General features: G+C 43.9%; 15 protein-coding genes. 6 read left to right on the top strand and 9 right to left on the bottom strand.

Annotated features, from left to right (window positions below):
* Positions 1-131: 131 nt before the first annotated feature.
* Positions 132-332 carry a hypothetical protein gene (locus tag QT998_RS22110; protein WP_333117721.1) on the bottom strand — a complete coding sequence of 67 codons (201 nt, stop codon included), beginning with the start codon at positions 330-332 and terminating at the stop codon, positions 132-134.
* 227 nt (positions 333-559) lie between these two features.
* Between QT998_RS22110 and QT998_RS22105 the strand changes: the two genes are divergently transcribed.
* Both QT998_RS22105 and QT998_RS22100 read left to right on the top strand, forming a co-directional pair.
* Entirely contained in the window at positions 560-1,060 is a 501-nt protein-coding gene (locus QT998_RS22105) for a helix-turn-helix transcriptional regulator (protein WP_333089592.1), read from the top strand.
* 125 nt (positions 1,061-1,185) lie between these two features.
* Complete coding sequence (locus QT998_RS22100; RefSeq protein WP_333089590.1) at positions 1,186-2,046, top strand: Rpn family recombination-promoting nuclease/putative transposase; 861 nt, start codon at positions 1,186-1,188, stop codon at positions 2,044-2,046.
* A gap of 14 nt (positions 2,047-2,060) precedes the next feature.
* Here the strand turns inward: QT998_RS22100 and QT998_RS22095 are convergent, their stop codons facing one another.
* The 4 genes from QT998_RS22095 to msrA all read right to left on the bottom strand — a co-directional run bounded on the left by QT998_RS22095 (position 2,061) and on the right by msrA (position 4,186).
* Positions 2,061-2,636 (bottom strand): DUF948 domain-containing protein, encoded by a 576-nt coding sequence (locus tag QT998_RS22095; RefSeq protein WP_333089588.1) that lies wholly within the window; start codon positions 2,634-2,636, stop codon positions 2,061-2,063.
* A 37-nt stretch (positions 2,637-2,673) separates the two neighbouring features.
* Positions 2,674-3,015, bottom strand: coding sequence for a YtxH domain-containing protein (locus tag QT998_RS22090; RefSeq protein WP_265236682.1), 342 nt, complete (start codon positions 3,013-3,015; stop codon positions 2,674-2,676).
* Between the two features lie 38 nt (positions 3,016-3,053).
* The gene (locus QT998_RS22085; protein ID WP_194067960.1) at positions 3,054-3,359 is read right to left on the bottom strand and encodes a hypothetical protein; all 306 of its coding nucleotides are present in this window, start codon (positions 3,357-3,359) and stop codon (positions 3,054-3,056) included.
* Positions 3,360-3,532: 173 nt separating this feature from the next.
* Positions 3,533-4,186: a peptide-methionine (S)-S-oxide reductase MsrA gene (gene msrA, locus QT998_RS22080; RefSeq protein WP_333117722.1), complete on the bottom strand. Its 654-nt coding sequence runs from the start codon at positions 4,184-4,186 to the stop codon at positions 3,533-3,535.
* A 317-nt stretch (positions 4,187-4,503) separates the two neighbouring features.
* On the opposite strand from msrA, the gene QT998_RS22075 reads away from it, so the two are divergent.
* Positions 4,504-4,638: a hypothetical protein gene (locus QT998_RS22075; protein WP_255515882.1), complete on the top strand. Its 135-nt coding sequence runs from the start codon at positions 4,504-4,506 to the stop codon at positions 4,636-4,638.
* 308 nt (positions 4,639-4,946) lie between these two features.
* Here the strand turns inward: QT998_RS22075 and QT998_RS22070 are convergent, their stop codons facing one another.
* Positions 4,947-5,873 (bottom strand): DUF6999 family protein, encoded by a 927-nt coding sequence (locus QT998_RS22070; RefSeq protein ID WP_333117723.1) that lies wholly within the window; start codon positions 5,871-5,873, stop codon positions 4,947-4,949.
* The gene (locus tag QT998_RS22065; protein ID WP_333089578.1) at positions 5,873-7,741 is read right to left on the bottom strand and encodes a 3-oxoacyl-[acyl-carrier-protein] synthase III C-terminal domain-containing protein; all 1,869 of its coding nucleotides are present in this window, start codon (positions 7,739-7,741) and stop codon (positions 5,873-5,875) included. Before QT998_RS22065 ends, QT998_RS22070 begins: the two co-directional genes overlap by 1 nt.
* A gap of 235 nt (positions 7,742-7,976) precedes the next feature.
* Between QT998_RS22065 and QT998_RS22060 the strand changes: the two genes are divergently transcribed.
* Complete coding sequence (locus QT998_RS22060) at positions 7,977-8,996, top strand: hypothetical protein (protein WP_333117725.1); 1,020 nt, start codon at positions 7,977-7,979, stop codon at positions 8,994-8,996.
* A gap of 32 nt (positions 8,997-9,028) precedes the next feature.
* Here QT998_RS22060 and serS read toward each other — a convergent pair whose 3' ends face one another.
* Entirely contained in the window at positions 9,029-10,309 is a 1,281-nt protein-coding gene (gene serS, locus QT998_RS22055) for a serine--tRNA ligase (RefSeq protein WP_333089575.1), read from the bottom strand.
* Between the two features lie 403 nt (positions 10,310-10,712).
* On the opposite strand from serS, the gene QT998_RS22050 reads away from it, so the two are divergent.
* Positions 10,713-11,834: a glycosyltransferase family 4 protein gene (locus QT998_RS22050; RefSeq protein ID WP_333117727.1), complete on the top strand. Its 1,122-nt coding sequence runs from the start codon at positions 10,713-10,715 to the stop codon at positions 11,832-11,834.
* Positions 11,835-11,970: 136 nt separating this feature from the next.
* A complete protein-coding gene (locus tag QT998_RS22045) occupies positions 11,971-12,351 on the top strand; it encodes a hypothetical protein (RefSeq protein WP_194009028.1) in 381 nt (126 codons plus the stop codon).
* 112 nt (positions 12,352-12,463) lie between these two features.
* On the opposite strand, the gene QT998_RS22040 is transcribed toward QT998_RS22045, so the two are convergent.
* Positions 12,464-12,712, bottom strand: coding sequence for a chlororespiratory reduction protein 7 (locus QT998_RS22040; protein WP_333089572.1), 249 nt, complete (start codon positions 12,710-12,712; stop codon positions 12,464-12,466).

Below are 12,712 nucleotides of genomic sequence, written 5' to 3'. Positions count from 1 at the left end.
GGTTATTAAATGGGATCGAAAAATCAAAAATAAAGGCAATGCTATTTTATCCGGTTTAGCTGCGTAGCAGCTTATCAACAACAGACTTTAGTTATTAGCCAGAAACTTAAGTCTCTGGCGCGAGTCAATGTTTAGTCAGAAAGAGCCTTGCTAATCCCATAAAATGCCAAACCAGCCAACGCACCTACGGCTACACCAACGGGGCCAGCAGCAGCACCCATACCAGCACCTCCACCAATAGCACCAATTGCCGTAAAACCAGAAGCAGCTACCACAGCAGCACCCGCAGCAGCGGAACCTGCTGCTTTCGCTATTTCATCACCTTTAGCCATTGAAATACCTCAGTGTAAGGAACAAAAACTAACTGTCTGACTAACGAAAGTTAACTAAACAGGCAAAATTTGAAATATTGAGATCGCACTTTCCCGCTTATCTAAGTATTTGCACTTAGACAATGAGTCGGTAATTTAATACTAGACTACCTATTGTTAGCCAGCAACTAACAAACGCTAGCAATTTCGGTTATGCTATCGTTAGCCACATCTCAACACACCCGACAATGGCATCAAAAGAAGACTTATTTGCCGAAGCCGGCAAACACTGGGACTTAGAAAGGCTATACCAAGCTTTCGCAGAAGCTAAACGGCAAATCTCACCCCGATCGCGCCGAGGACTCACAGAAACCGAAAAACTCTACCTCCGAGGCTTGCTTTCCGGTTGCAGCCCCGCCGAAATCGCCCGCCAACTGTTTCAGACTTCCAAAAGTGCAGAGGTTTATTTATGTAAAACTTTATACCAATATGTGAAAAAACTCGCCGATGTACCTAACGAACCTGTAGGAAATTGGCGCAATATTTGCGATCGGCTACAGGAAGCCGGATATAAAATACTCTCTTCTCCAGAATTTAAAATAAATAATTCTATACCTACAGAAGCATTAGTAAAAATAGTTAATATAGGTTTTAAAGAAAGTACAGTATCAATTGATATTAACATTCGACTAGAATTCCCCTCAACTTCAGAAACCCCAAAAACCGAAGACTTGAATCAAGACGGTTAGATGGGCGATTCCCCCTCAACCAGCAATCTTACAGAAAAGCTTGAAGGTCTGAGAATAACATATAAAACAGTATAAATGGTATAATTACAATCGAGAGCAATTCCTTCACGGTGGAGGTTTGAAAAATGAGATTTATCAATCCCAAAACAGATTTTGCCTTTAAAAAAATCTTCGGCGACGAACAAAACAAAGACATCCTCATCAGTTTTCTCAACGCCATCCTCTATCAAGGCAATTCTGCGATCGAATCTTTAGAAATCCTCAATCCCTATCAACCACCCAAAATTAGAGGAGTTAAAGATACTTACTTAGATATCCGAGCCAAGCTGAATAATGAGCAAACAGTTATTATCGAAATGCAGGTATTGAATGTAGAAGGCTTTGAAAAGCGGATTTTGTACAATGCTGCTAAAGCTTATTCGATTCAACTCGATACGGGAGCAGATTACACGCTACTAAATCCGGTAATTGCCTTAACTATTACTGACTTTGAAATGTTCCCCACTCTCGACAAAGTAATTTCCCGCTTTGTCCTAAAAGAAAGAGATTATCTGGTTGACTATCTAATTTATGATATTGAGTTAGTATTTGTCGAATTACCTAAATTCGGCAAAAAACTAGAGGAATTAGAAACGCTAACCGATAAGTGGATATATTTCCTGAGAAATGCCAAAAGTTTAGAACTCGTACCGGAACAAATGGGAGAAGTGCCAGCAATTCAGAAAGCTTTTGAAGTTGCAAATCGCGCCGCTTTAACCCGCGAAGAGTTGGAAGATTTAGAACATCAGGAAATTTACATACAAGACCAGCGGAATGCTATTACTAAAGCTGTTAAGCAGGCTGTTTCACAGGCTGTTTCACAGGCAATGAAGGAAAAAGCGCTTGAAATTGCCAAAGGACTTCTGGATGTGTTAGATGAAGCAACGATCGCCCAAACAACCGGATTGAGTATTGAGGAAATTCAAAAGTTGAAACAATCAAGGTAAAAAGCGATCGACTATCAAGAATCCTTCGACACTTGCTCAAAATCTTCCGAATCCCCCGCTAAACCAGAACCCTCGCCATTCCTCAACCGTGGCGATTCCCCATTACCCGCACTCGCAGCGTAACTCCCAGAATACCTGTCATCCAAACCCGAATCCCTCAGCGAAATCGCACTTCTTTGACTCGCCGACAATCTATCTGATCGGCGATTTGTCCCAGAAATCGGCGGCTTCCGAGTTAAACTTTTCCAAGCTGCCATCACCCCAGTCACCACGCTGCGAGTTGTCACCTGCACGTTGTGCGCCTGCTTCTTGGCGCTACCAATACTGCGATCGACCTGTTTGACAACCTCCCCCGCACTTTGCACCCCATCGCTAACATCATCCGTCAACTCGCTAATTTCCAGCCCCGTCAACCGAATCGCCTCCAAAGTAGGCGGAAACTCGCGCGCAAGCGTGTCAGCGAGCTTTTCGACGCTGCGGGCTGCCCTTGCTAGCGCTTGCACCGCAGGTATTAAAGTCACTAAAACAGCAGTTAGGCTAACCGCCACTAGCAAAATTGAAAGTCCTAGCCAGAATATGGGATCACTCACTTGAATCTCGGATTTGGGGTTTGGGATTTCATGTAATTTAGCGGACAGGAGGGCGCAACGGAGGACTTACTTCGACTTCAGTTTCCGACAGTGTTTGGCGTTCCCGCTGAGTTGCTTCCAAACCGGCCGCGATCGCCTCTTTGAGTCTAACCAAAGTTTCGTCCCAATTACGCAGTGCAGTTTCCGAAAGTCGATCGGCCTGCAACTGCACGCTACTCGATAAATCCTCCGCCAACTCCGGCAAAGCATCGGCCGATTTTTTCAATATCTGCCGCGTCTCCTTGCCCGGTCGCGGCGCCATCAGCAACCCAGTCACGGCCCCGATCGCAGAACCCACCAACAGACCGCCAATAAATAATCCCGAACGTTTAGATGACATTTTTATAACTACTCTCTCTCCATACGTTTTAGGATAGCTTACCTCAAAGCTCGATCGCGCCTGGACCAGAGCATTCGCCCCAAACCCACCAATCCCAAAAGTTGCCGAACCTGTTGCAGTTGCAATTCCAGTTGTTGATAATTCCGTCGCAGTTGATGAGCACCTTGTTGCCTTTTAGCAAAAAAATTCGGTGATTTACCGAGGACATTGCTGCTGCAGCGATCGATTGCTGCAATCCGAAACTCCAAAAGTGCGATCGTCCGCCTAATTTTCCACACTCTCGCAGCTATATAAAAACACACCAGAGATATTAGTAGATTGATAATTACAACACCCGTCAGCATTTCTCACCTATTTTCAACTACTAATCTACCCGGATATTTGTGGCGGGCTAGCAGCAACAGCCCGCCAAATATTTTTTAGACATACCACAATGTTGTGTCATAAAATATGTTGTAGAGACGCAACATTGTGGTGTCCCAATCTATTTGTCCCTATCCATCAGGCGCGTAAAATTTTAAGCCTGAGACATAGCAGGCAAACAAACCTTAGTACCGCCCAAACCGCAATAACCGTTCGGGTTTTTAGCAAGATATTGCTGGTGATAGCTTTCTGCGTAATAAAACTCAGGAGCCTCCAGAATTTCCGTGGTAATCTTGCCGTAACCTTCCGCCGTCAGAGCTTGCTGGTAAGCATCGCGCGAAGCTTCAGCTAGCTGTTTTTGGTTGGCTGAATAGGTGTAAATGCCCGATCGATATTGAGTACCCGAATCATTACCCTGCTTCATTCCTTGAGTCGGATTGTGACTTTCCCAAAAAACTTTAAGCAGCGTTTCGTAACTAACTACTTTCGGATCGAACACAACCAAAACAACTTCATTGTGTCCCGTCATCCCGCTGCAAACTTCGTTATAAGTAGGATTCGGAGTAATCCCCGCCGCGTAACCCGCAGCAGTCGAAAAAACTCCATTTTGCTGCCAAAATTTCCGTTCCGCGCCCCAAAAACAGCCCAAACCAAACAGGGCAATCTCCATGCCGTTTGGAAAGGGAGGTTTGAGCGGATTGCCGTTAACAAAATGAGTTGCCGGTACCGACATCGACTCTGCCCGTCCCGGTAAGGCCTCTTGGGGAGAGGGCAGGCTCGACTTTTTGCCAAATCCAAATAGCACCATAAATTTGTGAGGGCGATCTCTGATAAACGTCTTTACCTTACTTAATAATATCAGATATTCACTGAAAATAGTGGCACTTTTGAAGGTAAAGGCTAAGGAGCATAAGGCTGAGTTGTTTTTCCGAGTGTTGGTGATACTGCTCACATCCAATGCAGCTTGCAATCACATTAAGCCGTGTTATGTATCACCCAAAATAACCTAAAATATCACTTATTCTTGAGAAATAAATCACGCAGATTTTAGGCAAAATAGCCGATTATTAAATTATGGGGTTGTAGTAGAAGTTATGGAAAACAATTTCTAAGGAGTGTGGAAAAATGGCAATTAAATCTTGCAGTGAACCTTTAAAATCTAATCCGTTTATTACTTACCGCGATCCGATTACAGGTAAGTGGATTGTGGTTCAGGAATTGTCGAAAGTAGCGGAAAATTCACAGCTAGCAGCAGCTTGATATTTCTTTGTGATTCGAGCTAAAAATCAACAATGTTTGGCAACTCCTTGGGTACATAAGCTTAGAGGTTTTCGATGATTAAGCAAATCCTATCATATCGAGCAATTGTTCCGAGTAAAATTGGGAGCATTTCATTTTTACAAAACTGAGATGCTCTCCTTTATTATTTTGGGTTTTATGCGGATTAAAGTCCTCACTACGAACCTATTTATAGCGGTTATCAAAAAAGTGATGTATGCCCTATGCCGCATAGTACCTCATCTTTCTGATAAAGGCTATAATTGTTTTTATGCCAGAGCTAATGAATTCTAATTTTCAGCATTGCTCATATCTTTTCGCAGTTCCAAGTACCGATAGAGATATTCCGAAATTATCCCATGCAAAAACAAGTCGCGCGCTGCATTAAACGGACTGTTTGGCGCTAGCGGATGGCGGTTCACAATGACATGATTCCAATCGCAATTTTCCGTAATTTCGCTGACGTACACTCCGAAGTTTTCATCTAACTGAAGCGACATCACTGCTCGCGCAAATTCGTCGCTAGTCAAACACAGAGAATAAAATACTTTAAACAATTCGATCGCCGATTCTAAATCCAGAATCCTCAGCCACCTCAGTCTTTCAAAATCAATTGCAACTTCCACAGGTTGAATGCTATCATAATTTATTCCCCGTTTTTTGACAACCTGCAACCAATTGGGATTTGTCAGCATTGCCTGGTTGTAATCCCAGACAAAGTTATACAGAATTAAGTCGTGTTCGAGAAAGGCATTATCAGCTAAATCGCTAACTGTGCGCGGATAAAGTTTTGATTTTTCAATCTGGGTGTCCGGGCCGTTATCAATCAAGAAGTTGATAATGTTTGAACCCGCGTTTATATGCCGCACAATTAAATAACAAGCTTCTGGCGAGACAAAGTTATTTAGGAAAAATGCGGCCGATTTGTGCATTAAAGTGTAAGCGCGAAATTGAAAGGGCAACAGGCGCTTTGTTGTCATAATTACCGCCAGCAACAAGTTAGCAATTACTTTGATCGGGATGAGCAAATAACTGCGAGTCCAGTTTTGTAAATCCCGGATCATGTATGCTTTTGCAACTAAATCGACGGGAATTGACCGATCGCAAAACAGGACATCCCAAACATTCGGATCGCGGCGGTTGTAGGGTTTCGTAACATAAGGGATTTTTCGCTCATCCTGGAGATTTTCCGTATCTTGTTTTTGCAGCTTTTGCATTAGCGGATTTCCTCCAATTGCAGCAAATATAAACGAGCAGTAACGCGGGCAGTTTTGACAATGCGGTGGGCGATATCATCCGTCATCCATTCGGCATTAATTAAATTTTCTAGTTTAGCTAAATGCGACTCGTCATTAACTCCGTGATAAGCTAAAAACGATACTTGTTCGTCTTGCAAACCGAGAGTTTCCTTAATTTCTTTTGCCCACTTGAGAGCCAACCGATTTCCCAATCCTTCGATTATAAACATACTACCAATTAAATCGACCGGATTTTCCCGCGATGCTTGGTGGAAGATAAAAGCTGATAGAGCTTCGCTGCCAATATTCTTATCATATTCGACAATTTTTGACAACTCGCCGCCGACAGAAACATAATTTTTTTCTAGCATTTGATAGTCGCGGTGTTCGTCTTGGGCGTGGCCGATAAAAGTCGATCGCAGGCGAAAGTCAGTCATGTTAGAAGCAGCACGCGCAATCCAGCGAGCACCCTCGACAACTTGCGGGCGGAGATTGCACAGCAATGCTTGATAGTCTTCTATTGTAAACTCTCCCCGGTACAATTTGCGGACAATGGGAACAGAACGAATTTCGCGATCGAACTTCAGCCAAATCCAGGCTAACTCCCGCAACAAATAAGCTTGCGGAGAGTTGGGCTGTTGCGGTTTAACACTTTCGAGAGGCGAAGCTTCGGGAACATCAACGGATTTAGAGATTTGAGAAATCATAGATTTCTTGGCATTTTCCACAACAGTTAACATCATGTAAGCTGTTGTAAAGCGGCCGCTTTCCGGGACAAAACAAAAGATTTTTTGTCCCGGCTGCAATTTGCCAGAATTGAACAATTCTTCTAACATTAAATAAATCGAGGCGCAGCCTGTATTTCCTCTGGTGTACAAGTTGGTAAACCATTTTTCTTCAGGAATCATGCAGCCTGCTTGTTCCAGAAGTTCCACAATTTGTTCCCGAAAAAAGTGAGAGGAATAGTGGCACAACAGCCAGTCGATTTCCTGCGGAAAAACTTTTCCTGCTTTAATCAATCTCAGCCAACCTTCAACGCCTAATTGCATTACATTGTCGAGCAAGCGAATATTTTGCCGCAAGTCAAAAGCTCCTGCTGCGGCTGCATCGAGGTAGGAAGAATAATCTAACCAGCTTTTGGTTGCTGTGGGGCTGGCTAATCCTGAATACATACAAACTGGATAGGCGTTGGCGTGGGAAATTAATTCAATCCATTCTATTTTTAAGCTAATTCCTGTGTTGTTGGGATGGTTTTGCAGCAAAAATGCTCCGGCACCGTCTGATAGCATCCAGCGCAGAAATTCTGTATCGAAAGGCAGGGGTTTTCCGGCTTGGACTGATGTTTCTGCTTCAAATTTGGTGTTTTTGAACAGGCGCGAGGGAAATTCGGAGGCGACGGCGATTGCTGTTTGTTTTTTGCCGAGTTCGAGTTGAGATGCGGCGTAGTTTAAGGCGGTAATTCCGGCACAGCAAACTCCTTGAGTGGAAACTATTTCTAGGGGAGATAATTCGGAAAGTTCGCCGTGTACTGTGCTGGCAAATCCCGGTACTAATAAGTCTGGTAAAGTGGTGGCGCAGGCTAGCAAGTCGATCGCCCTTGGTTCCAAATTAGCTTGGGCGATCGCGTCACGGACGGCAAAAGCTGCCATTTGGCTGTTAGAATACAGTGTTTGCTGCTGTTTGTCGATCGCGTAATAGCGCTGTTTAATCCCGTTGCTGTTGAGAATGCGCTGTCTGACTCGCGAAGGGCGCGAGGCAATTTTGCCCAAATACTCCTCCATCTCATCATTATTAATTGGTTTTCCCGGCAAAAATTTTCCAATCCGATTGATATAAGCACTGTACATCGCGTCAACCTCTAAAATTGCTAATTTACTTTGTTAAATCAAGCCCGAAAATATCTAAAATTAATTGTGCTTTGGGAAGCAGCGAACTTGCAATGAGCAACCAGTTATATTGTAGAGTTGGGCGAAATCAGACAAGTTGACCAACAATAGCAAGAAGTAATGTGAAGCGGGGTGAAGTTTTTTGTAAAATTGAGCCAATATGTAACTAAAGTTCCTTCGCTGCTTCCCGACTCAAATGGATATTGCTTCACTAGATGCTTGGTATTCTCAATCACAGCGCCGCGCGGCTGTTTCGCTGTTGATGAAACGAGTAGGCGTAACTCGCACTAGGGCTGAATGTTTTATACGGCTTTGGATTTACCTATCAGTCAAACAGCTTCAGGAAAGCCAGCCCAGCCTCAAACCGCCGCTGGCTAAACTGGAATTGCTAGCAACAGAAGTGCAGTGCACTCATCGGGAAGCAGCAGAACTATTTTACTCTGATTCCGATCGCGGGAGCGATCGCGCCGCCGGCATGATGTTAGACAAATTAGCAGCACTAGGATTGATCGCAAAACACTTTGACGGTAACGCTACAGCAATTCAAATTCAACCAGTTTCCGACATTTTAGATCCCGCGCCGCCGGAAAATTCAGTCAAACTCAAATTAGATAATTTTAATCCTCGGTGCGATGCAATTCCCGTTGCAAATTTACTAGCAACCAATTACAACTGGATGAATCGCAGCACTAACGCAGTTCCCTACCAAATCGCTAAAATTCTCCGACTTTTGGCAGGCAAATATTCAAAAGGAATGCGAGTTTTGCGCCGCTGCGACAATCTGAATCCTGTAGGTTTTTACTTATTGTATCCCACCGCAGCCGAATCGGAAGTTAATTTTTTTAACGCACCCAGTAAAAGCCTGCATTTAAGTTCGGTTGCTGCTGAGATCGATCCTTTTATCATGGCACTTCCGGGAGATGAAAATTGCCAGTCAGTATTTGTTCGCAGTTGGATGATAGATCCGCAATATTTAGAAGAATACCGCGTTATTTTTCTCGAACACATCCAGAAAGTTTTAGTAGAAATGAAACAAGATTTTCCCAATCTTTGCGATTTGCACACGCTAATCATTCACCCGATGTACGAAAAAATGAGTTTTGCTTTGGGGTTTCAAAAGACTAATAGTGATGCTCAACTATCTCTTTATTGGATGTATTTAGCGTTGGATAGATTTTTAGCGCTGGATATTAAGGAAGCGCTAAAAAATTTGTAAGTCGGCGGTTTTAACCGCCCCGTCTTCGTAGTTTACAAAACCTCGCGATTGAGATAAGGTTGCAGCACTTCCGGCACTTTTACCGTCCCGTCCGGCTGCTGGTAATTCTCCAAAATTGCCGCCATTGTCCGGCCCACAGCTAAACCGGAACCGTTGAGGGCGTGCACGAATTGAGTGCCTTTTTTCCCCGCTTCTTTAAAGCGAATATTAGCCCGCCGCGCCTGAAAATCTGCGACGTTGGAACAACTGGAAATCTCGCGGTATTTGCCGGCATTCGGCAGCCACACCTCTAAATCGTAGGTTTTTGCTGCTGCGAAACCCAAGTCGCCGGTACAAAGCTCGATCGTCCGATAAGGCAATTTTAGCGCCTGCAAAACTCCCTCAGCATCCTGCACGAGCTTTTCGTGTTCTGCCTCGGAGGTACTCGGATGCACCAGTTTCACCAATTCTACCTTATTAAATTGGTGCAACCGAATTAATCCCCGCGTATCTTTGCCGTAACTGCCAGCTTCTCGGCGAAAGCAAGGAGTGAAAGAACAGTGATAAATTGGCAACTGTTCCGCTGTTAATATTTCACCTCTGTACAAATTCACCACCGGAACTTCGGAAGTAGGAATTAACCACAAATCGTCTCTATCGCACTTGAAACTTTCTTCGGCAAATTTTGGCAATTGACCCGTAGCAGTCAGAGATTCTGAGTTGACTAAAAATGGGGGAATTACTTCTATATAACCAGCTTTAGTGTGGCGGTCGAGCATGAATTGAATAATCGCTCTTTCCAGGGCTGCACCAGCTCCAATTAAGGTAATAAATCGAGGCGCTGCGATTTTTACTGCCCGTTCAAAGTTAATGATTCCTAGTTTTTCGCCAATTTCCCAGTGCGGCAAAATATCGGGATTTTGGGGAATGTATTCGTCTCCCCAGCGCCGAATTTCGATGTTTTCTTCTTCGTTTTTGCCCAAGGGGGTTGATTTACCCGGCAAGTTGGGCAAGGGCAGCAATAGAACTTCTATTTGAGCTTTGAGGTCTTTTTCCTGTGCTTGCAATTCGTTCGACTGCGCGCCGACTTCGTTGCCTTCTGCTTGCAAAGTCTGAATTTCGGGGGATTCGAGGGGTAAACCCGATTTTCTTTTTTGGCCGATGAGTTTGGCTATTTCGTTGCTGCGGGCTTGCAGTTGCGATCGCTTGCCTTCCAACTCCCGCTGCTGTTTGTCTAACTGCAAAATCGGCTCGATTTCATAGTTGCCTCCTCTAGTGTTGAGGCTTTCTTGCACGGCTTGCGGGTTTTCTCGGATTAATTTGAGGTCTAGCACAGATTTTTTCTAAATTTTCAATTTTATAAGGATTTGCGATCGGAAACCCGATTTCGTGGAAAATATTGGCTTTGGCAAGCATAAATCTACGAATTCACAGGGTTTCTGAGGATTCTTGCGTCTGTCTTATCTTAGGTTAACAGGGACTATATCCTCAGACATACAAGCTTTGGCAATCATTTAGCACCTCAACGATAACTTATTCTCATTGAAAAATTTGCTTGGTGTCACCCATGATGGGTGACACCCCACAAAATGATGCTATAGTAAGCACATTAGTAGATGCACCCTGATAATTTTCTCCCCTAACCAGCGATGGTGAGGGGATTTTTGTTTTGGGGATCGCAGGAAAGTTAAGATAAGACGGCGGTTGAAACCGCCCAGTCTTCTTATCGGGAGAAAAATGCGATCGACAAATCACCTATTCTGTTTCCTAGAAATATTTTCCAGCGAAGGCGGCATTCAATCCTACGCCCGAGACATCCTGAAAGCTTACCTGTCACTAACCGCAGCCAACAACTTTCCGCCACAAGCAGAAGTTTTGCTATTGCGAGATTCTCCTGATTGCCAAAATCCCTTCGAGTCAAAAAATCTCAAATTCTCTTACCTAAAAACTCATCTCGTTTGGCTTGGTCGTCTTAAGTTTGCCGCAAAATTGCTAACTTGTTTGCTGCAAAAACGACCGGAACGGGTTTTTTGCGGTCACATCAAACTCGCACCGCTAATTAAAACCTTATGCCAGCCGCTGGGAATTCCCTACACAATTTTAACTTACGGCAAGGAAGTTTGGGAACTGCTGCCACCAAAATATCAAATAGCAATGAGAGACGCTGACAGCATTTGGACGATTAGCAGGTACACGCGCGATCACACTTGCGAACTTAACAATTTAAATCCTGACAAATTCCAAATAGTGCCTTGTACTGTAGATGAAAATATATTTACGACTGGGCCCAAACCTTTGCATTTATTAGAAAAATACGATCTGGTTGGTGCTAAAATATTAATAACTGTAGCTAGATTGCGATCGCACGATAGTTACAAAGGAGTCGATGTCACAATTCAAGCTTTGCCGGAAATTGCCAAAAGTTTTCCCAATGTGAAATACTTAGTTATTGGACGCGGGGACGATCGCCCGAGATTAGCTAAACTCGCCGCCGATTTGGGAGTTACCGAAAGAGTAATATTTGCGGGTTTTGTACCGACACAAAATTTAGCAGAACATTACCAGTTGGCGGATGCTTATGTAATGCCCTCCCAGGAAGGCTTCGGTATAGCTTATTTAGAAGCTTTAGCTTGCGGAGTACCGGTGCTGGCGGGGGACGCGGACGGTTCGGCAGATCCGCTGCAAGATGGTAAACTGGGATGGCGAGTTCCTCACCGAGATTCGGCAGCAGTAGCGGTTGCTTGTGTAGAAATTTTGCGAGGAGAGGATCAAAGGTGCGATCGCCCTTGGTTGAGGGAACAAACCCTGGCAAAATTTAGTTTTCAATCGCTTTGTCAATCTTTACAAGGGATTTTTTAACCCTCTGACTCCGATCGACTTATGCTGTAGAGAGCGGTTTTGGCCTGTACAATAGCCAAATTAACTCGATCGACCGCGTGAATTTCTCAGTAGGATAGAGTTATGCCTACCCGCAAAGACACCAAAGGAGACCACCGTGAACCAAGGCACCCCCAAAATATCTTTAAATCTACCCCGTATTAGCAATTGGCTGATACTGCTGGGCATCGCCTGCGTGTTGGGATCAATTGGTTTGGGTTGGATAGTTAAATCAGTATTGATTGTAGTAGGTTTGTTGCTGCTGACACCTGTAGTCGCATTTTTCGCACTTCAGTGGTGGCTGAAACGCAATTTAATTGAAGACAATTGTCCAGTTTGTCAATACGAATTTACAGCTTTAAATCAAACTCAGTTTCAGTGTGCTAATTGTGGCGAACCTCTGAAAATAGAGGAAGGTCATTTTAGCCGTTTGACGCCGCCCGGTACGATCGATGTTACCGCCGTGGAAGTATCATCAGTACAACAGTTGGAAGAATAGTTAGTTCTTATTGGTTATTGGTGATTAGTGTTATTGGTGATTGGTTATTATAACTAACAAATAACAAGCAACAAATAACAACTAACAACTAACAACTAACCAATAACAAAAATTATTTTTCTAAACGCACTGCATACCACTGCAAAAATTTTCCGGGACCGACATCTAATTCACAATAAGTATCAATTAAATACTTAGCTTGTTCTTCCACAGAAGATAATTTGAGCAAATCCTGTGGCAAATCTTCGTGTTCCCCGGCTAAAACCTCTTTCAGCTTTTCTAATAATTCCGCCGCCGTCAAAAACTGCTCCGGCTGGTTTGTTTCTAACACCACAAAAGTGTCTTCGTCATACAGTGACAT

This window comes from Microcoleus sp. S1D4 (genome assembly GCF_036700765.1).
GTDB lineage: Bacteria > Cyanobacteriota > Cyanobacteriia > Cyanobacteriales > Microcoleaceae > Microcoleus.
This window is presented reverse-complemented; position numbering and strand designations above follow the sequence as displayed.